At 62.9% G+C, this 17,840-nt stretch carries 20 protein-coding genes; 10 read left to right on the forward strand and 10 right to left on the reverse strand.

What is annotated here, in order from left to right; translation table 11 throughout:
* Positions 1–10 precede the first annotated feature (10 nt).
* Complete coding sequence (locus K288_RS0103225; RefSeq protein WP_027578279.1) at positions 11–1,159, reverse strand: OpgC domain-containing protein; 1,149 nt, start codon at positions 1,157–1,159, stop codon at positions 11–13.
* 223 nt (positions 1,160–1,382) lie between these two features.
* On the opposite strand from K288_RS0103225, the gene K288_RS0103230 reads away from it, so the two are divergent.
* Entirely contained in the window at positions 1,383–1,691 is a 309-nt protein-coding gene (locus K288_RS0103230) for an ETC complex I subunit (protein WP_043159268.1), read from the forward strand.
* A 191-nt stretch (positions 1,692–1,882) separates the two neighbouring features.
* Here the strand turns inward: K288_RS0103230 and K288_RS0103235 are convergent, their stop codons facing one another.
* A complete protein-coding gene (locus tag K288_RS0103235; protein WP_027578281.1) occupies positions 1,883–2,392 on the reverse strand; it encodes an Lrp/AsnC family transcriptional regulator in 510 nt (169 codons plus the stop codon).
* Between the two features lie 26 nt (positions 2,393–2,418).
* A complete protein-coding gene (locus tag K288_RS44495) occupies positions 2,419–3,069 on the reverse strand; it encodes a TetR/AcrR family transcriptional regulator (protein ID WP_051334325.1) in 651 nt (216 codons plus the stop codon).
* A 318-nt stretch (positions 3,070–3,387) separates the two neighbouring features.
* Here K288_RS44495 and K288_RS0103245 point away from each other — a divergent pair, with 318 nt between their 5' ends.
* Genes K288_RS0103245 through K288_RS0103255 form a run of 3 tightly spaced genes read left to right on the forward strand, consistent with a single transcriptional unit; the run spans position 3,388 to position 7,900 of the window.
* On the forward strand, positions 3,388–4,992 hold the full coding sequence (locus K288_RS0103245; protein ID WP_027578282.1) for a carboxyl transferase domain-containing protein: 1,605 nt from the start codon (positions 3,388–3,390) through the stop codon (positions 4,990–4,992).
* Positions 4,993–4,994: 2 nt separating this feature from the next.
* Entirely contained in the window at positions 4,995–7,001 is a 2,007-nt protein-coding gene (locus tag K288_RS0103250; RefSeq protein ID WP_027578283.1) for an acetyl-CoA carboxylase biotin carboxylase subunit, read from the forward strand.
* A complete protein-coding gene (locus K288_RS0103255; protein ID WP_027578284.1) occupies positions 7,001–7,900 on the forward strand; it encodes a hydroxymethylglutaryl-CoA lyase in 900 nt (299 codons plus the stop codon). Before K288_RS0103250 ends, K288_RS0103255 begins: the two co-directional genes overlap by 1 nt.
* 95 nt (positions 7,901–7,995) lie before the next feature.
* Here the strand turns inward: K288_RS0103255 and K288_RS0103260 are convergent, their stop codons facing one another.
* From K288_RS0103260 to dctP, 3 genes are read right to left on the reverse strand one after another with little or no spacing between them, the layout of a single operon-like run.
* Positions 7,996–9,354, reverse strand: coding sequence for a TRAP transporter large permease (locus tag K288_RS0103260; RefSeq protein ID WP_027578285.1), 1,359 nt, complete (start codon positions 9,352–9,354; stop codon positions 7,996–7,998).
* A complete protein-coding gene (locus K288_RS0103265) occupies positions 9,354–9,905 on the reverse strand; it encodes a TRAP transporter small permease (RefSeq protein WP_027578286.1) in 552 nt (183 codons plus the stop codon). The genes K288_RS0103260 and K288_RS0103265 overlap by 1 nt, the downstream gene beginning before the upstream one ends.
* A complete protein-coding gene (dctP, locus tag K288_RS0103270; protein WP_027578287.1) occupies positions 9,902–10,924 on the reverse strand; it encodes a TRAP transporter substrate-binding protein DctP in 1,023 nt (340 codons plus the stop codon). Before dctP ends, K288_RS0103265 begins: the two co-directional genes overlap by 4 nt.
* Before the next feature lie 326 nt (positions 10,925–11,250).
* On the opposite strand from dctP, the gene K288_RS0103275 reads away from it, so the two are divergent.
* Complete coding sequence (locus K288_RS0103275) at positions 11,251–11,481, forward strand: pentapeptide MXKDX repeat protein (RefSeq protein WP_027578288.1); 231 nt, start codon at positions 11,251–11,253, stop codon at positions 11,479–11,481.
* Positions 11,482–11,591: 110 nt separating this feature from the next.
* Here the strand turns inward: K288_RS0103275 and K288_RS0103280 are convergent, their stop codons facing one another.
* Positions 11,592–11,948, reverse strand: coding sequence for a DUF6481 family protein (locus K288_RS0103280; RefSeq protein ID WP_027578289.1), 357 nt, complete (start codon positions 11,946–11,948; stop codon positions 11,592–11,594).
* A 209-nt stretch (positions 11,949–12,157) separates the two neighbouring features.
* Positions 12,158–12,373 (reverse strand): hypothetical protein, encoded by a 216-nt coding sequence (locus K288_RS0103290; protein ID WP_027578290.1) that lies wholly within the window; start codon positions 12,371–12,373, stop codon positions 12,158–12,160.
* A gap of 298 nt (positions 12,374–12,671) precedes the next feature.
* Between K288_RS0103290 and K288_RS54020 the strand changes: the two genes are divergently transcribed.
* The 4 genes from K288_RS54020 (at position 12,672) to K288_RS0103310 (ending at position 15,018) form a co-directional block, all read left to right on the forward strand.
* Positions 12,672–12,848, forward strand: coding sequence for a hypothetical protein (locus K288_RS54020; RefSeq protein ID WP_201449640.1), 177 nt, complete (start codon positions 12,672–12,674; stop codon positions 12,846–12,848).
* Between the two features lie 102 nt (positions 12,849–12,950).
* On the forward strand, positions 12,951–13,184 hold the full coding sequence (locus tag K288_RS0103300; protein ID WP_027578291.1) for a hypothetical protein: 234 nt from the start codon (positions 12,951–12,953) through the stop codon (positions 13,182–13,184).
* A gap of 177 nt (positions 13,185–13,361) precedes the next feature.
* Positions 13,362–13,724, forward strand: a complete 363-nt coding sequence (locus K288_RS0103305; RefSeq protein WP_027578292.1) for a hypothetical protein — start codon at positions 13,362–13,364, stop codon at positions 13,722–13,724.
* 172 nt (positions 13,725–13,896) lie between these two features.
* On the forward strand, positions 13,897–15,018 hold the full coding sequence (locus K288_RS0103310) for a helix-turn-helix transcriptional regulator (RefSeq protein WP_027578293.1): 1,122 nt from the start codon (positions 13,897–13,899) through the stop codon (positions 15,016–15,018).
* Between the two features lie 616 nt (positions 15,019–15,634).
* On the opposite strand, the gene K288_RS44505 is transcribed toward K288_RS0103310, so the two are convergent.
* Positions 15,635–15,901, reverse strand: a complete 267-nt coding sequence (locus K288_RS44505; RefSeq protein ID WP_051334326.1) for a hypothetical protein — start codon at positions 15,899–15,901, stop codon at positions 15,635–15,637.
* 499 nt (positions 15,902–16,400) lie between these two features.
* The gene (locus K288_RS0103320) at positions 16,401–16,739 is read right to left on the reverse strand and encodes an H-NS histone family protein (protein ID WP_027578294.1); all 339 of its coding nucleotides are present in this window, start codon (positions 16,737–16,739) and stop codon (positions 16,401–16,403) included.
* A gap of 260 nt (positions 16,740–16,999) precedes the next feature.
* On the opposite strand from K288_RS0103320, the gene K288_RS0103330 reads away from it, so the two are divergent.
* The gene (locus K288_RS0103330; RefSeq protein WP_027578296.1) at positions 17,000–17,449 is read left to right on the forward strand and encodes a low molecular weight phosphatase family protein; all 450 of its coding nucleotides are present in this window, start codon (positions 17,000–17,002) and stop codon (positions 17,447–17,449) included.
* The last annotated feature ends 391 nt before the right edge of the window (positions 17,450–17,840 follow it).

Raw genomic sequence — 17,840 nt, forward strand, 5'->3', positions numbered from 1 at the left:
GGGAGAGGCGCTAAGTGGCCTTCGCAGGCGTCGGCGTCTTCACCGGCTTGTCCTGCCGTTTCGACCAGGAGATGTAGTAGGCCACGATCGTCATGATCGCGATGCCGGTGACGCTGACGAAGATCTGCGCGAGCAGCGAGCCCGAGCTCATCGACAGCTCGAAGTGTCCGACAAAGGACAGGAACACGCCGACGCAGAACACCGCGAGCGACTGCTGGCCGCAGACGATCAGGGGATCGAACACCCGCCATTCCAGCGCCGCCCAGTCTTTCGGGATGAAGCGGATCACGAGAATGACGATGACCGCGAAGTGGATGAAGCGGTAGGGCGCGAGGTTGGTCTTGTCGTTCGGGTTGAAGGCCGAATAGAGCCAGTCTGGGAACATGGCGCCGAAATCCGAGAAGCGGCCGGCCATGGTCATGATCAGCGCGAAGATCAGATAGGCGACGCAGAACCAGAGCGTATAGGGCGAGTTGATGATGTCGGCATTCTGGCGTGCGCCGCCGAGCGCGCACCAGGCGCCGAACACGAACAGAACCTGCCAGCAGAACGGGTTGAAGTACCAGACACCAGCCGGGTAGGCCGGCAGGTTCCAGCCCATCTGCCGCGACAACAGCCACAGCACGATCGAGGCGATCATGGTCAGGTTCGGTTGCCGCAGCATGAACCAGAGCACCGGCGGGAACAGCCCCATCAGCACGATATAGAGCGGCAGCACGTCGAGGTTGACCGGCTTGAACTTGAGGAACAGGCCCTGGCGCAGGGTCTCGGTCGCGTTGTCGACGAGGCCGGCGACGTTGAACTCGTTGATGAGGTTGGAATCGCCGAAGCGCAGCGCCAGGTAGCTGATCGCGGCGATATAGATCACGAACAGGATGATATGGGCGACGTAAAGCTGCCAGACGCGCTTGGTCAGCCGGGTCGCGCCGACAACGAAGCCACGCTCCAGCATCATCCGGGCGTAGACGAAGGAGGCGGTATAGCCGGAGATGAAGACGAAGAGGTCGGCGGCGTCGCTGAAGCCGTAATTCCGCGTGGTGATCCAATTCACCACATTGTCAGGAATATGATCGAGGTAGATCGCCCAGTTCGCGACCCCGCGAAACAGGTCGAGCCGGAGGTCGCGTCCCTTTTCGGGCAGGGTGGCGTTGATTTTCATGGGTCCCGCTTCGAAGTGATGCTTTCGAGAAGGCCGCGCCGCGAGGCCGCTGGCGACCATCCGCGGCCAGATTGTCACAGCGCGGTAGAATGGCTATACCGGACGGGAAGGTAACATCCGGGTTCAGGAATCACCCATCACGTCCGTGAAAGGTGTTTTTATACTATCCGGGGCGTTCCCTCCACTCGCTCCATGTCGCATATCTCCGAAGGTTCGACGATCCATGACGACAGCACGCATCTTTAAGCCCGCCAAAAACGCGATGCAATCGGGGCGTGCCAAAACCAAGGAATGGCAGCTCGACTACGAGCCGGAACAGCCGCGGATGGTCGAGCCCCTGATGGGCTGGACCTCGTCCGGCGACATGAAGCAGCAGCTCACGCTGCGCTTCCACACCAAGGAAGAGGCGATCGCCTATTGCGAACGCAAGGGCATCCCCTACCAGGTGCTTGAGCCGAAGGAATCGCTCCACCGGCAGATCGCCTACGCCGACAATTTCTCGTTCCGGCGCGGCGAGCCCTGGACGCACTGAAGCCCGCAGCAGGGTCCTGCGGGCTCTGGCTGCATTTCACCTCCCCTTGAAAAGGGGGGCGGTTTGCGCGTGTCACGCGCAAGCCGGGTGGGGATTCTCTCTCCATTGGCACCGGTGCCCGGGGCTGACCCCCATCCCAGCCTTCCCCGTTCAGGGGGAAGGAGCCCAGACAGCGTCGGGCTAGGGCACGATCACTGGTCGCGCGATCGCGCTGGATCTGCCACCATCGGAATGTCGGGGAGTGGCAGCGGTGCGTCCTTGGAGACGCCGAGCACCGGAAAGCTTCTGATGGTGCGCACCTCTGGCATCACAGAGAACTGCAGGAGCTGCTGGTGCATGCCCTGCACACTTCTCGCCACGCATTTGAGCAGGAAGTCCGCTTCGCCTGAGATGCGCCAGCATTGCTGCACCAGGGGCAGGCGGGCGATCGATGCCTCGAACGCCTCCAGCGTCGCCTGGTTCTGGCTGGTCAACTGAATCAAGACAAAGGACGTCACCTCATAGCCGAGCGACCGCTCGTCGAGGCTCGCGCGGACGTCCCTGATGACGCCGCGGCTCCGCAGCGCGCGGACGCGGCGACGGCAGGCCGGCGCTGAAATGCCGACTCGTTGCGCCATGTCGTTGTAGCGCAGCCGGCCGTCCCGCTGCAGCTCGGACAAAATCTTCAGGTCGATCTCGTCGAGCTCGACGCGCTCTGTCATGAATGCCTCGTGCGTTGACGAACGAATTATCCCGCGGCGACACGCCGTGTCGCCCTGCGACTGACGCGGGCAGGGGGAGCGGCTGCCTGCGGCGCGATGCCTGACAGCACCAGTTTTTCGTGCGTCGCGATGATGGCTTCCTTCGAGAGCCGGCCGCCCGGACGATACCAGGTGCAGGGCCCGGTCAACATCGCCAGGATCGCAAAGGTCGCGACCTGGACATCCACCAGCTCGAAGGCGCCCTGCGCAGCGCCTTCCTCGAGGATGGCGGCAAGACGCCGCTCATAGGACTCGCGCAAGGCGATGACCGCCGCATAATTCTTCGGATCCAGGCTGCGCAGCTCGGAATTGGCGATGTAGACCTCGCGCTTGCGCGTCATGTGGTAGCTGACGTGGAAGGCGACGAAGGCGCGAAGCTTTTCCTCCGGCCCGCTCTTGCCGTCGAGCGCGAGGTCAAGCTGGCGCAGCAGTTCGTTGATATGGTGCTGCACCAGGTCGAACAGCAATTCCTGCTTGGTGCTGATATGGTTGTAGAGCGATCCCGCCTGGATGCCGACCTCGGCGGCGAGCTGGCGCAGGCTCATGGCCTCGTAGCCATGCTCGAAGATCAGGCGCGTTCCGGCTTTGCGGATCGCCTCCAGCGTTGTTGGGCCGTGTGAGCCGATCGTGCGCGCCATCGGGGACCTTCGCAGGAGCGTTGAGGAGCAAGGAAACAAGCGAACGATCGTATGTTTATAGCCGGAAAATCAAGCGAAAACAACGTGCTATAGCGTAGGTGTTTGCCCAAGACCGAACCTCTTGAGACTGCGTTAAAAAAACGTATGATCGTTCGTTATAAAATCCAAGGCGATCGGAGGAATCATGGCTTCGAACCCGACGGTGGTGGTCAATTCCGCAGGACGGGATCATCCGGCCCCGGCGCCTGAGCCTATCGCGCGATCAGCCGCGATACTCTAATTTGAAGATTGTCGAAACACGCGGCAGAAAAGCGCAACATGCAGCTTCATTCCACGATCGATCCCAAGTCCGAGGAATTTTCCCGCAATGCCGAGGTGATGCGCGACCTGGTGGCCGAGCTCCGCGACAAGCTCAGCCAGGTTGCGGGCGGCGGAGGCGAGGCGTCCCGCATCAGGCATACCTCGCGCGGCAAGATGCTCGCGCGTGACCGCGTCGACCTCCTGGTCGATCCGGGGACCGCGTTCCTGGAATTGTCGCCGCTTGCGGCCAACGGCCTCTATGGCGGCGACGTGCATTCGGCGAGCGTGATCACCGGGGTGGGACGCATTGCGGGCCGCGAATGCATCATCGTCGCCAATGATGCCACCATCAAGGGCGGCACCTATTACCCGATGACGGTGAAGAAGCACCTGCGCGCCCAGGATATCGCCCGGCAGAACAATCTGCCTTGCGTCTACCTGGTCGATTCCGGCGGCGCCTTCCTGCCGATGCAGGACGAGATCTTTCCGGACGAGCGGCACTTCGGCCGCATCTTCTACAACCAGGCGCAGATGTCGGCGCAGGGCATTCCGCAGATCGCGATCGTGATGGGCTCCTGCACCGCCGGCGGCGCCTATGTGCCGGCAATGTCGGACGAGAGCATCATCGTGCGCAATCAAGGCACGATCTTCCTCGGCGGCCCGCCCCTGGTGAAGGCCGCGACCGGCGAGGTCGTCACCGCGGAGGAACTCGGCGGCGCCGACGTCCATTCGCGGCAATCTGGTGTCACCGACCATTACGCGCAGAACGATGCGCATGCGATCGGCATCGCCCGGCGTATCGTCGCGACCTTGAAGCCGTCGCAGCGCGCCATGCTCAACATGCGCGAGCCGCGGGAGCCGGTCTATCCGGCCGAGGAGATCTATGGCGTGGTCTCCTCCGACGGCCGCAAGCCGTTCGACGTCCACGACATCATCGCGCGGATCGTCGACGGCTCGGAGTTCGACGAGTTCAAGCGGCTCTACGGCACGACTCTGATCTGCGGCTTTGCCCATATCTGGGGCTTTCCGGTCGGCATCATCGCCAACAATGGCATCCTGTTCAGTGAGAGCTCGCTGAAGGGCGCGCATTTCATCGAGCTGTGCTGCCAGCGCGGCATCCCGCTGGTGTTCCTGCAGAACATCACCGGCTTCATGGTCGGCAGGAAATACGAGGCCGGCGGCATCGCGCGCGACGGCGCCAAGCTCGTCACCGCCGTCGCGACAGCCGGCGTGCCGAAATTCACCGTCGTGATCGGCGGCTCCTACGGCGCCGGCAATTACGGCATGTGCGGCCGCGCCTACAGTCCGCGCTTCCTCTGGCTGTGGCCGAATGCGCGCATCTCGGTGATGGGCGGCGAGCAGGCCTCGATGGTGCTGAGCCAGGTCCGGCGCGACAATATCGAGGCCAAGGGCGACACTTGGTCGGCGGAGGAAGAGGATAAGTTCCGCGCGCCCATCCGCGCGCAATATGAGAGCCAAGGCAATCCCTATTACGCGACCGCGCGGCTTTGGGACGACGGCTTGATCGATCCTGCCGACACGCGCCTCGTGATCGGCCTCGGCCTCTCGGCCGCCGCCAATGCGCCGATCGAACCGACGAAATTTGGCCTGTTCAGGATGTGACGATGGACCGCTCAAAACTCTATCGGCGTTTTCGCACCCTGCTGATCGCCAACCGCGGCGAGATCGCAGCCCGCGTGATCCGCAGCGCCAAGGCCATGGGCCTGCGCACCGTCGCTGTTTATTCCGAAGCCGACCGCGACGCCCTGCATGTTGCGCTGGCCGACGAGGCCGTGCTGCTGGGACCGGCGCGGGCGCGCGACAGCTATCTCAACATCCAGCGCGTGATCGAAGCGGCGCGCGAGACCGGCGCGGAGGCGATCCATCCCGGGTACGGCTTCTTGTCCGAGAATGCAGAATTCGCGCAAGCCTGCCTTGAGGCAGGGGTGGTGTTCGTCGGCCCCACGGCCGAGATGATGAATGCGATGGGCTCGAAGTCAGGCTCCAAGGCGCTGATGGAGAAGGCAGGTGTGCCGCTGGTGCCGGGCTATCACGGCGAGGCGCAGGACGAGGCGACGCTGGCGAACGCCGCCGAGCGTATTGGGTTTCCGGTGCTGGTGAAGGCCTCCGCGGGCGGAGGCGGCCGCGGCATGCGCGTGGTGAATTCGGCGGCCGAGCTGTCGGCTGCGATCGTCAGCGCCAAGCGCGAGGCCAAGGCGGCGTTCGGCGACGACCGCATGCTGATCGAGAAATACGTCCAGAACCCGCGCCACATCGAGGTGCAGATCATCGGCGACAGCCATGGCAACCTGCTCTCGCTGTGGGAGCGCGAATGCACGCTGCAGCGCCGGCACCAGAAGGTGATCGAGGAAGCGCCGTCACCGACGCTGAATGCCACCCAGCGCGACGCCGTCTGCGCCGCGGCGCGGAAGGCGGCCGCGGCGGTCAATTACGTCGGCGCCGGCACCATCGAATTCGTCTCCGACGGCAAGGACGTATTCTTCATCGAGATGAACACGCGTCTGCAGGTCGAGCATCCAGTGACCGAGCTGATCACCGGCGTCGATCTCGTGGAATGGCAGCTCCGCGTCGCCTTCGGCGAGAAGCTGCCGCTGAGCCAGAACGAAATCAAACTGAACGGCCATGCCATCGAGGCGCGGGTCTATGCGGAAAATCCGCAGAAGAATTTCATGCCGTCGGTCGGACGCATCAAGACCTGGCGCACGCCGGAGGAGGGCGACGGCCTGCGTATCGATGCCGGCTATCGCAGCGGCGATAACGTCTCACCGTACTACGACGCGATGCTGGCCAAGGTGATCGCGTGGGCGCCGACGCGCGAGATCGCGATCGAGAAGCTCAATCGCGGACTGGAACAGACCGACGTCCGCGGCATCGTCACCAACATCCCGTTCCTGTCGGCGCTGGTGACGCATCCCGCCGTGGTCGCGAATGCGATCGATACTGGCTTCATCGAGCGCGAGCTGAAGAGCCTGACCGCAGAACGTGGTGCCGCCGGTGCGTTCGAGCTGTGCGCCGCAGTGGCTGCGATCCTGAATGAGGAACAGAGGACTGCACGGAAAGAGGCGCATTCGCCGTGGCAGACATTTGGCTGGATGCCGGTTGGGCAGCGGCAGCGGGTGTTCTCGTTCCGGCAGGGGCAGGGCGCGGAACAGAAGGTGACGCTGCGCTACGGCAGTGGGCCGTCGACGGTGTCGGTCGGAGATCGCGAGTTCGTGCTGGCGCTGGCAGCGGCCGCGGACGGCGGCTTTGACCTGACGCTTGATGGCACGAAATCCCGTGTCGTCGCCGTGATTGAAGGTCACGAGCTCTACTTGCGCACTCGCAACGGCCGCTTCGACCTGCACTGGGTCGATCCGTTCGGGGGCGAGACCGAGGAGCAGGTCGGCGAGGACAAGATCGTGGCGCCGCTGCCGGGCACCGTGGTCGCGCTGCTTGCCGAGGAGGGCGCGATCTTGGAGAAGGGCGCGGCGATCCTGACGCTGGAAGTGATGAAGATGGAACAGACGTTGCGCGCGCCGTATGCCGGCGTGCTGAAGAAGCTGAAATGCAAGGTGGGCGATATCGTCGGCGAGGGCGTCGAACTCGCCGAAGTCGAGCCGACGGCCGCGTGATGAGCGACACTGTCCGCATTGTCGAGGTCGGCCCGCGCGACGGGCTGCAGAACGAGAAGACGCCGATCAGCGTCGCCGACCGGATCGCCTTCATCGAGCGTCTGATCGGCGCCGGCCTGCCGACCGTCGAAGTCGGTGCCTTCGTGTCGCCGAAGGCGATTCCGCAGATGGTCGGCTCGGCCGAGGTGCTGCGCGGCGTCAGCCACCTCAATGGCGAATTCCACGTGCTGGTGCCGAACGAGAAGGGCTATGAGGCCTCGCAAGCGGCTGGCGCCAAGGTCATCGCGGTGTTTGCCTCGGCCTCCGAAGGCTTTTCGCGCGCCAACATCAATTGCTCGGTCGCGGAATCGATCGAACGGTTCAAGCCGGTGCTGGCGCGCGCCAAAGCCGATGGCATCAAGGTGCGCGGCTATATCTCCTGCGTGCTCGGCTGCCCCTTCGACGGCGAGGTCAAGCCGCAGGCGGTTGTCGACGTCGCTAGGACATTGTTCGATCTCGGCTGTTACGAGATTTCGCTCGGCGACACCATCGGCGTCGGCACGCCGCTCAAGGCGAAGCATCTGATGCGGGCGGTTGCGGGCAAGGTACCGGCACAAAATCTCGCGATGCATTTCCACGACACCTACGGCCAGGCGCTCGCCAACCTCTACGCCGGCATGGAGGAGGGCATCCGCGTCATCGATTCCGCCGCCGGCGGTCTCGGTGGCTGCCCCTACGCGCCCGGTGCGACTGGCAATGTCGCTACGGAGGATGTCGTCTACATGCTCGAAGGCATGGGCATTGCGACCGGCGTTGACATGGACAAGCTGCTCGCCGCGACCAACGAGGTCAGCCGCCTGCTCGGCCGCCGGCCGGTGAGCCGTGTCGCCAATGCGCTGAACGCGAAGAAGAAACGCTAGCTTCGTAGGGTGGGTAGAGCGAAGCGAAACCCACCATTCGCGGCTTGCTCCGAAAGTGATGGGTTTCGCTTCGCTCTACCCATCCTACGGGAGCATCACCGCACGCCCTCCGGCCCCATGACCAGATCCGGCAGCCAGGTCGAGATCCCAGGGAAGAAGCAGAGCAGCAGCACCGCCAGCATCATCAGCAGCACGAACGGCAGCGTGCCCCAGATCACCTCGCTCAAGGGGATATCCGGCGCGACGTTGCGGATGACGAAGATGTTCAATCCGACCGGCGGATGGATCAGGCCCATTTCCATCACGATGGTCATCACCACGCCGAACCAGATGATGTCGAACTCGGCGGCGCGGAGCGGCGGCAGGATGATCGGCGCGGTCATCAGGATGATCGAGACCGGCGGCAGGAAGAAGCCGAGCACGATGACCATGAGCAGGATCGCCACGAGCAGCTCCCAGCGCGGCAGGTGCATCGCGACGATCGCTTCCGCGGCCGACTGCGAGATGTGCAGGTAGCTCATCACGTAGGAATAGAGCAGGGACATGCCGATGATCAGCATCAGCATGGTCGACTCGCGGATGGTGGATTTCAGGATCGGCTCGAGGTCGCTCGGCTTCCAGACGCTGTAGATCACCGCGATCAGCCCAAGCGCCAATAGCCCGCCGAGGCCGGCGGTCTCCGACGGCGTCGCATAGCCGCCGTAGAGCGCGATCATCACGCCGGTCAGGAGCAGCACGAACGGCAGCACCCGGGGCAGCGCGTTGAAGCGGTCGGCCATCGTGAATTCGTCGCGCTGCAGGATCGCGGCATCAGCACCCGTTGCGTCATAGGCGGCGCGGGCGGCCGCATACTCTTTACGAAATCGGAACATCGCGTAGACGCCGAACAGCGTAACCAGCAACAGGCCCGGTCCGATGCCGGCGAGGAACAGGCGCCCCAGCGATTTCTCCGCCGCGACCGCGAACAGGATCATGGTGATCGACGGCGGCAGCAGGATTCCGAGCGTGCCGCCGGCTGCGATGATCCCTGCAGCAAAGCCGCCGGAATAGCCCCGCTTGCGCATCTCGGGGATGCCGGCCGAGCCGATCGCCGAGCAGGTGGCGGGCGAGGATCCCGCCATCGCCGCAAACAGCGCGCAGGCGAACACGTTGGCGACGCCGAGCCCGCCGGGCACGCGATGCAGCCAGGCGTGCAGGGCCGAATAGAGATCCTGGCCCGCGCGGGACTTGCCGATCGCCGCGCCCTTGAGGATGAACAGCGGGATCGACAGCAGCGTGATCGAGGCCATCTCCTCGTAGACGTTCTGCGTCACGGTATCGAGCGAGGCGGTCGGCATGTAGATCGCCATGAACACGACCGCGACCGCGCCCAAAGCAAAAGCAATGGGCATGCCCGAGAACATCGCAAACAGGGTGGCAAGCCCGTAACTGATGCCAATGCCAAGTACACCCATCAGCGCGCGCCACGCATCAGGGGAATGATGATCTGCAGCAGGAGCTGCAGGCAGAGTAGCGTCATGCCGAGCGCCATCAGCACGTAGGGGATCGCGAGCGGCGGCGACCACATCGAGTTCGAGACCTGGCCGTCGACATAGGCCTCATGCGCCAATGTCCAGGATTTCCAGGCAAAGAAGGCGCAGAAGGCCAGGCTCGCGACATCGACAAGCCACAGCCTGATACGGTTGGCGAGCGGCGACATCAGCCCGACAAACGCTTCGATGCTGACATGGCCGCGCTGGCCCTGCACATAGGCCGCGGTCATGAAGGTCGCGCCGACCAGCAGGAACACCGCGGCCTCGTCCTGCCAGTAGTTCGGGCTGTGAAATAACGCGCGGCCGAGCACGCTGTAGCTCAGGATCACGCAGGCCGCGATCAGCGCGATGGACGCGAAAACGACGATGATGTTGTTACAGATGGCAAGCCCGCGCGACAGCACCGCCACGAGCGCATTGCCCGTGACGGCGGTCTGGCGTTCGGCTTGATCCGCGACCGGACCATGCATCATGCGGCGACGTCGCTTGCGAGCTTCAACAGGTTGGCTGCTGTCGCAGTCTTAGCACCGTAGTCCTTCCACGCGGTATCGCGCGCAATGTCACGCCACTTGTTGACGGTGGCTGCGTCAAGCGCGCTGACCTTGGCGCCGGCCTTCTCGTAGACCTTGGCGACCTCGACGTCGTCGTCCTGCGCGCCCTTCTTGCCGAAGGCTTCGAGCTCGGAGCCGACGGCAAGGATGATGTCCTGCTGGTTCTTCGGCAGCTTGTCGAAGATCGCTTTCGACATCATCAGGGGCTCCAGCATGAACCAGTAGGAGGTGCCGGCACCGGAGGTCAGCGATTTTGCGACTTCTTCCAGGCGGAACGAGATCAGGCTGGTGGAGGAGGTGATGCCGGCGTCGCAGGCGCCGGTCTGCATGGCCGCATAGAGCTCGTTGGACGGCACCGACAGCACGGCCGCTCCGGCGGTCTGCAGCACCATGTCCATCTCGCGCGAGCCGCCGCGCACTTTCATGCCCTTGGCGTCCTCGGGCGCCACGATCGGCTTGGAGCGGCTTGCGACGCCGCCGGCCTGCCAGACCCAGGTCAGGAGGATGATGCCCTTGTCGGCCAGGAAGTTGGAGAGGGCCTTGCCGACCGGTTCTTTCTTCCAGCGCAGGCCCTGGTCGTAGGTCGTGACCAGGCCGGGCATCAGGCCGATATTGGTCTCCGGCAACTCGCCGCCGGCATAGGGCATCGGGTAGAGGCTGATGTCGAGCGCGCCCTTGCGCATGGCGGAGAACTGCGCGTTGGTCTTGATCAGCGAGGAATTCGGATAGACTTCGGCCGCGATCTCGCCGCCCGAGCGCTTTGCCACCTCGGCGGCGAACATCCGGCACAGCCGGTCGCGGAAATCGCCCTTCTCGATGGTCCCGCCAGGGAACTGGTGCGAGATTTTCAGTGTGGTCGCGGCATGGGCGGTACCGATACCGAAGCGCAGGACCGCGGGCGCGGCAAGCGCCGAGGCAAGGACGTGGCGGCGAGTGAGCATAAAAGTTTCTCCCGTTGGAACACTGTTCTTGATTGGCGATAAGGCGGAACTTGACGGCCGCATTTAGGCGAACTTTGCCAGAATTTTCTCTAGGCTGATAGTTTGAGGCAGCTTTATCGCTTGACGCCAAAGCGTCATACCAAGGCCGGCATTGTTGCGCTGCACAATGCGGCCGGCGATGGCATTTGGCGCCGGATTGCTAGGCAGCGCCAGTCCCGCGCGCTCTTTCACGACTTTGTGAGAGGGTAACGACGGCCATTCCGGCTGCGTCGTGACAAGAGCGGCAGCCGTCGCTTCATGCTCAACCCTCAGTAAGGATGACCACCATGACCTTCTCGACCCGTATCGGCCTCGGCGTCTCCGCCGCCCTCATTGCCGTCAGCGTCGCCCTCGCACCCGCAGCCTTTGCCCAGGACAAGATGGGCAAGGACGATGCCATGAAGAAAGGGACGATGTCCAAGGACACCATGTCGAAGCATGACGGGATGAAGAAAAGCGAGGGGATGATGAAGAAGGATGACGCGATGAAAAAAGAAGACGGCATGAAGAAGAACTGATCGCCGTCTCTTCTGAAGAGGACTCGCCGCGAGCGGTGCTCCTGGAGAGTCCTCTTATCTGGAATGCCGAGCGCAGGCTTTGCCGGTCTCGAACGTGGCGCGGAAACGCGTCACCTCTTTTTCTTGCCGCGCTCCTTGCGAGCGGCGTAACGCGCGTCGCGCTTGGCCTTCTGTTCGGCCTCGAGGGCAGCGAGCCGCACGGTTTCCTCTTCTTTTTCGCGCGCGATTCTTGAGGCTTCCGCGGCGGCAGCCTCTTCCTCGAGACGCTTCTGCTCGGCCTTGGCGGTCTCCCGCGCAAGCCTTGCCTGCTCGCGATTGGCCGCGATTGCCGCGCGCTCGGCGGCGCGCGCCTGCACCTGGGGATCATTGGGCCCGGGGCGGGAACGGAATTTTTCCAGAATGTTCTGCCGGGACTGCTGCGCCGCCTTCTGGCGGTCGGAAAAGTTCGGTTCTTTGAAGCTGCTCATCGAGAGAGCCTTGTTATCTTCACTGCTGATTGGAGGAATGATGAAAATCGGGTTCGGCGCAGCACATAAGTGAAACGAGGGCAAAATGCCAGCGTCCAATTGGCATGCCAAACAGCCGCGTTCGCAATGCATGCGCAGCGCAGCCGAGCCGATGATTGCCGAGGGCAATCCGGCAATACGCGTCGAACTTCGCTAAAATTCTAGCCGAGCTAGAAGCTGTCGCGGTGGCGGGAGGTTCCCAGCACCCTGGCGACCGTCTGCGCCGTCATGGCGACGCGATCAGAGGTCCGCTGCGCTTCGAGCTTGTCCCGGGCTTTCTCGTGGATCAGAAGCTCGATCAATTCGAGCCGCTTGCTCTCGTCGACCGCTTCCGCCAGCAGTTTCTTGTATCGATGATAGTCGTAGGCCGTTTCTTGTTTGCCCATGGCACGCTCCGCACACGCGCTTCCCGGAAGGTGCGCAGTGTTGAGCAGTGCGCAGACGCGTGCAATGGATTTGCGACACTTATGCCCAGGCTTTGCAGATTTGATCTCTCTTGATCGCGATAGGGGTCAGGCTCGATTGGAACACGATCTTATCGTCTTGTTTGGGCATGATCTTTTCGTAAAACTGGTATCCACTTTTCTGGAATATGCTCTGTTGCAGATGTGATCACCCGGGCACTTGCGAAGCAGGTATTGCAACCACGATCTCTGCGATGACGGCGTGGGAACCGACACGATCATGACCGACCCGAGGGAAGGCGGGAGCCGCCGCGGTGCTATAGCCGGTCTGCTGATTGCGGCCGCCATGCTGGCGGCCGGCTTGTGGCTGGCGCGCGAGCTGACGGCGGCGAGCAAGATGCAGGACTGCCTGATGTCGGGACGGACCAACTGCAACGTGATCCAGCCGGCGCAATAGGCCGGGGCCAGCGCTGAAACGTCGCGGGCAATTGTGATGTCGATTACAGGGAGAGAGGCGACCCGGGCCTATGCTCCGCGCAAACTGAACAGGAACGATCGGATGATCCACCAACTCATTAGCCGCAAGGGATTTGCGCTGCTGGCCGCCATCGTCGTCATCGGCTTTGGCATTGCGATGTTTTCAGCCGGCAGCCTCTCTCACGAGACGGTGGCGAGCGCGGCGCTCGGGCCGGGGTGGCAGTGCAGCCGCATTGCCTTCGTCGTGACGACCTGCACCAGGGATGCAAGGCCGGAGCGCGCACGTGCGCATGCGGAGCAGCCGTCGCCCGGCTAGGATCCCCTCTGCTGACAGGTCAGCGCGCATCGAGTGTGACCGCGGCAACATAGCGGCGGGCACGATCGCTGTACTCTCAAGACGTGCGGCCCGTCCGCGTTGGCGCGAGGCGGGGTTTCATGGTCTAATTGCTCCACATTGCACGATCGCCTCGGCGTTCGACACTGGAGTTTTCAGATGAAGAAGCTTTCCAGCCTTGCTGCGGCCACCGCGGCGCTCATGCTGATGTCTTACTCGAGTTGCGCACTGGCCCAGGCCACTCCCACGACCGGAACCGAGACCGCCCCGCCGGCGACGAGCACGGCGCCGCCTGCGGCAACCACGGAGCCTGGCACCACAACTCCACCAGCCGCCACCCAGCCGGAAGCGAGTCCGCCTACTACCGAGCAAGCTGCGCCGAAGAAGAAAAAGACAGCCGCAAAGAAGCGACCGCGGCAGCAGGAGGTCGAGCATTCCATCAAAACCGGAACTGTGCCGGCCCGCTATCGCAGCTCAGTGCCGAGGCAGTATCAGCAATACATCCCGTTCGCCAAGCGGTGACCGGCGCTTCACAGGCCGACCGCGATCGGCCGTCAGTGGTTGCGCTTACCACGCAAAGGCCGTGGTCGTACGGACTTGCCCGTTATCGTTTCCTGTCATTCAACTGTATTGCGTTCAATCCCTGTGAGATTGATCGCCCCGCGTTGATTGGTCACTCGAGTTGTCGTTTGCAATGTCGCATCACCTGCTGAAGGCCATCGACGCCATCTATCACTCCGCGGCGGAACCGTCGCACTGGCCGGTGGCCCTGCAGGCCATTGCCGATTGCCTCGAAGATGTCGGCGCGATTCTGCTGTACGGCCGGGATGATGGAAGTTTTGGCGCCATTCAATCCGCGTCGCTCGATGCGATCGCGGAAGAATACATGCGCGAGTGGACTTTTCGGGATATCCGCGCGATCCGCGCGCGCGAGCGCGGCTATTTCTTCAATCGTGATGTCGTGACCGATCGCGACGTCGTCTCCGAAGAGGACATGGTCACGGACCCGTTCTATTCCGTGCTGCTTCGGAAACACGGCCTGAAATATTTCGCCGCCGCAACGGTCTCGCCGGATGCAAAGATCGAGGTGGCGATGAGCATTCAGCGCGCGAGCGGCAAGCCGGTCTACAGCGACGCCGAGCTCGATCTCGTGGCCGAGCTCGGCCGCCACGTCGAGCGGTCGCTCCGCCTTGGCATTCGCCTGATGGACTCGGAACTGAGCAAGCTTGGCCTCGGCGCCGCGCTGGCGCGGTTGGGAACCGGGGTCTTCGTGCTGGATTCAGTCGGCCGCGTGATCTTTTCCAATCCCAAGGCGGAATCGCTGCTCGGCGATGGTCTCGAGATCGTGGAGGAGAAGCTGGCCGCTGGATCGTTGGCGCTCAATTCGCCGGCCTCGGCGGCGATGAAACGTCTCGCGGCGTATCGCGCCGAGGATCTCCTGGCGGGCGAAAAGCCGATCATCGTGCACCGGCGGACGTCGGGGCGGCCGCTTGCGCTCTATGTCCTGCCGGTCTCGATGGCGGCCAACAGCATCAACCAGTTCCTGACCCAGGCCAGGCTGCTCGTGCTGGTCGTCGACCCCGACAACAACAGCCCGCCCGACCCGTCGCTGATCCGTGATGTGCTAGGGCTGACGCTGGGCGAGGCGAGGGTGACGGCGCTGGTGGGCACCGGCCAGTCGCCGCGCGATGCCGCTGACAAGCTCGGCATCACCGAGGAGAGCGCCCGGACCATCCTCAAGCGCGTATTCTCGAAGGTGGGCGTGTCCAGGCAGGGCGAACTCGCCGCATTGTTGGCGCGGCTGGTACTCAGATAACGCTGCCCGCGCAAGGCGCGGCAGACCGGCCATATCACCGTCGAATCCCAGAGAAAATCAGCGGACAGTTCCCATTTGGGGAATGTCGGCGCGCCCGCGACCGGTGAAGACATCACGCCGAACGACGGTCGGATGAGGCAGAGCGCGATCCAACACCTCGTCTCCGACGATTGCAACGAAACCAGGCTTGTGGGAATTGGCGCGCCCGGGTTTTGCTCGGGGCGTGGTTGGCGGGGCCAAACCACGCGGCGGCATTGATCTTCGCCGCTCGCGTCAGCTTCCGCCCCCTTTGTTCTAGGGCCGCTGACGGCGGTTAATTTCAGCGGCAGGACATTCCAGCTTCCATCTCGCCCCAGAAGCCGCACTGTGTGGCGGGCTTCGCGTGCAGCTCATTCCGGAGTATCAGAAGGCTTGCCCCGACCAGAAGGGCGGCCGAGAGCGTGACAAGTAGTTTACGCATCGAGTTCCAGTGATTCGTGGACGGGATTCTGGGAGCCTTAAGGCATGGCGGCGGCGCCAGCAAGGCGCAACGCGCAGGCCTGCCAATCTCCACACCCGCCCACGAGCGGGTAACATCATGCCGCTTGATTGCAAGTTGGCATGGCGCAAACAGTAACTACGCCGCTACCGTCAGTTGTCCCAGCCGCTCCTTCAGCGCCCGGATGGTCGATTTGAGATTGTCCCGGCGCGTCGAAAGGGTTCTGGCGAGCAACGGATACCGCGGATCCGCGGCGTTGCTGACCCTTCCGGCGGCTTCTTCTGTCGCGATATCGCAATCGAGGATACGGACGGACCTTTGCAGATCCTCCAGCATCGTCTGGATGACGAGGACGTCACGTAACGCAGTGATGCTGGAATTCCCAGTCTGAGACGCGGCACCCATGGGCATTGCTCCCGCTTGATCCAACTCGGTGCAGCCCCATCGAGGACTGCGGTGTCGGACCAGCGATTAGCAAGACCTTTGCCAAATCCGGCAATCGAGGATTAACCATGCCGGCGTGCCGCCTGCCTCTCCGGCGGTCGCGGGAGCCGCGCAGCAGAGCGTTCGGAGGCTGGCGGTCCGAGCCCCAGACTCGTGAAACGGCCCCAGGTGCGCTGGGGCCGCCAACCTTGGAGGTTTTCCTCCGGCCGGTGGGGGTAGGGGGCGTTCGACCGGAGGCTAGGATTCGACTCTGGCCCCACGGTTTCGTTCCTCGGCGTGGCCGGGACGATGGTTTTACGGGTCCGTGGACCGCGTTGCCCTTCGCGGATCGACCAACGCTGTCCGGGAAACGGGCTTGGGAGAGAATTTCGAATCGCCTGATGATCCGGCGAGGGCCTAATCGTCTAAAGTGCGCCGTCTGCTTTGCTCTGAAATGCGGACAGTCCCGGCACGCCGGACACTATCCGCTGGAGCGCGCCAGGCGCTCGGCGATCCGGCTCTTTTTCCGAACCTTGATTCTGAAATCGTCGATCCGTTTGCCCAACCTGAGCTGCGCGATCAACCACCGCGGCTTCTTGCCTCGACCAGCCCAGGTTTCTGTGGGTTGATCAGGATTGCGGTATTTGGGCCGCACCTCGGGATATGGCCGGCGCGCCGCAGCTGGAGCCCGGAGCTTCTTCAGACGATCTTCCAACCGCGCCTTCATCAACTGAATTTTGCGGCGCAGGACGTCAGAAAGTTCGAGATGCAGCGTCCACAGGTTGTCCGAGCTCATCCGCTTGAGTTCAGCTCGTTTCATGACAATAACTCCATCACGATCCCAGCTTATGATCGTTCATTATCCATCCACGCCCGCTGGGGCGGGCTGCGACAAAACGTGCCTCGACAATGACGATTCCGTGTAAGCGTGCAGCATCGTCTGCAAGACGAATTGATGATCAAATTCGTACCTTGTGCTCTGTGCAGCCACAGCCACGTCGCGCAATTGTGCGAGGAAGTGAGCATCGGTATCAATCGAGATGGCCGCTGCGCCATCCCTCAAGGTCCTGATGCTCCGCGATGGCACGTCATTTGTTATTCCTCTGCACGGGCAACTACTACCGCAGTCGGTATGCAGAAGAGCTATTCAATCACCGCGCAGGGCTGGCCGGCCTGAACTGGCGCGCCTTTTCCAGAGGGGCCGCGGAAAGGGGATCGCCCAACAACGTCGGCCCCATGTCGCTTTTTGCCCTGGAAGGTCTCCAGGCCAAGGGCATCCCGCCGGCCGGAAACTTGCGGTACCCTCAACCCTGTATTCTGCCTGACCTCGAGAGCGCGGATATCATCATCGCGCTGAAGGAAGCAGAGCACCGGCCTCTTATCGAGCGGCGTTTCCCGGAGATGTCGGGTCGGGTGAGATACTGGCACGTGGACGATATCGACGTCGCCAAGCCTGCCATTGCCTTGGCCTTGATCGACCAACTGGTCGAAGATCTATTGACGTCGCTTTCGGACGCTCGGGTGTCCTAAAGCTGAGCACGTGCGTTTTGGCCACCCGCTCAGCGGGTTCGACGCTGGCGTTATATTTGTCACTAAACAATGGGCGTGGCCGTCGTCCGAAGGCGGCCAAACGGAGATGAGGCCGCTGGCCCGCGCGGGTGCGGACGGTTAATGCGCGGTCCGCTTGGCCTTGGTTGTTTTCTCCTGCCGGTAAGCTTTGAACTGAGCCAAGATCTGCTGAGGATCCGGCTTTTCCGCTTGCCTAACCTGCTCTCTCAGCCACTCCAATTCGGCGAGCTGTTCGAGCAAATCTGGTGAAAATAACTCTAGTAATGAACGTCGTTTCCTGGAAATCCGGAGCCTCTGCCGCACTTACGCAACTCCTATAAGCACGCGTGCATTCTCTGAATACCTCCTTACG

This window comes from Bradyrhizobium sp. Ai1a-2 (assembly GCF_000426245.1).
Lineage (GTDB): Bacteria > Pseudomonadota > Alphaproteobacteria > Rhizobiales > Xanthobacteraceae > Bradyrhizobium.

Coding starts and splice junctions, on each gene's coding strand:
- K288_RS0103225 (WP_027578279.1), bottom strand. CDS start 1,159: ATGAAAATCAACGCCACCCTGCCCGAAAAGGGACGCGACCTCCGGCTC.
- K288_RS0103230 (WP_043159268.1), top strand. CDS start 1,383: ATGACGACAGCACGCATCTTTAAGCCCGCCAAAAACGCGATGCAATCG.
- K288_RS0103235 (WP_027578281.1), bottom strand. CDS start 2,392: ATGACAGAGCGCGTCGAGCTCGACGAGATCGACCTGAAGATTTTGTCC.
- K288_RS44495 (WP_051334325.1), bottom strand. CDS start 3,069: ATGGCGCGCACGATCGGCTCACACGGCCCAACAACGCTGGAGGCGATC.
- K288_RS0103245 (WP_027578282.1), top strand. CDS start 3,388: ATGCAGCTTCATTCCACGATCGATCCCAAGTCCGAGGAATTTTCCCGC.
- K288_RS0103250 (WP_027578283.1), top strand. CDS start 4,995: ATGGACCGCTCAAAACTCTATCGGCGTTTTCGCACCCTGCTGATCGCC.
- K288_RS0103255 (WP_027578284.1), top strand. CDS start 7,001: ATGAGCGACACTGTCCGCATTGTCGAGGTCGGCCCGCGCGACGGGCTG.
- K288_RS0103260 (WP_027578285.1), bottom strand. CDS start 9,354: ATGGGTGTACTTGGCATTGGCATCAGTTACGGGCTTGCCACCCTGTTT.
- K288_RS0103265 (WP_027578286.1), bottom strand. CDS start 9,905: ATGATGCATGGTCCGGTCGCGGATCAAGCCGAACGCCAGACCGCCGTC.
- dctP (WP_027578287.1), bottom strand. CDS start 10,924: ATGCTCACTCGCCGCCACGTCCTTGCCTCGGCGCTTGCCGCGCCCGCG.
- K288_RS0103275 (WP_027578288.1), top strand. CDS start 11,251: ATGACCTTCTCGACCCGTATCGGCCTCGGCGTCTCCGCCGCCCTCATT.
- K288_RS0103280 (WP_027578289.1), bottom strand. CDS start 11,948: ATGAGCAGCTTCAAAGAACCGAACTTTTCCGACCGCCAGAAGGCGGCG.
- K288_RS0103290 (WP_027578290.1), bottom strand. CDS start 12,373: ATGGGCAAACAAGAAACGGCCTACGACTATCATCGATACAAGAAACTG.
- K288_RS54020 (WP_201449640.1), top strand. CDS start 12,672: ATGACCGACCCGAGGGAAGGCGGGAGCCGCCGCGGTGCTATAGCCGGT.
- K288_RS0103300 (WP_027578291.1), top strand. CDS start 12,951: ATGATCCACCAACTCATTAGCCGCAAGGGATTTGCGCTGCTGGCCGCC.
- K288_RS0103305 (WP_027578292.1), top strand. CDS start 13,362: ATGAAGAAGCTTTCCAGCCTTGCTGCGGCCACCGCGGCGCTCATGCTG.
- K288_RS0103310 (WP_027578293.1), top strand. CDS start 13,897: ATGTCGCATCACCTGCTGAAGGCCATCGACGCCATCTATCACTCCGCG.
- K288_RS44505 (WP_051334326.1), bottom strand. CDS start 15,901: ATGGGTGCCGCGTCTCAGACTGGGAATTCCAGCATCACTGCGTTACGT.
- K288_RS0103320 (WP_027578294.1), bottom strand. CDS start 16,739: ATGAAACGAGCTGAACTCAAGCGGATGAGCTCGGACAACCTGTGGACG.
- K288_RS0103330 (WP_027578296.1), top strand. CDS start 17,000: ATGGCACGTCATTTGTTATTCCTCTGCACGGGCAACTACTACCGCAGT.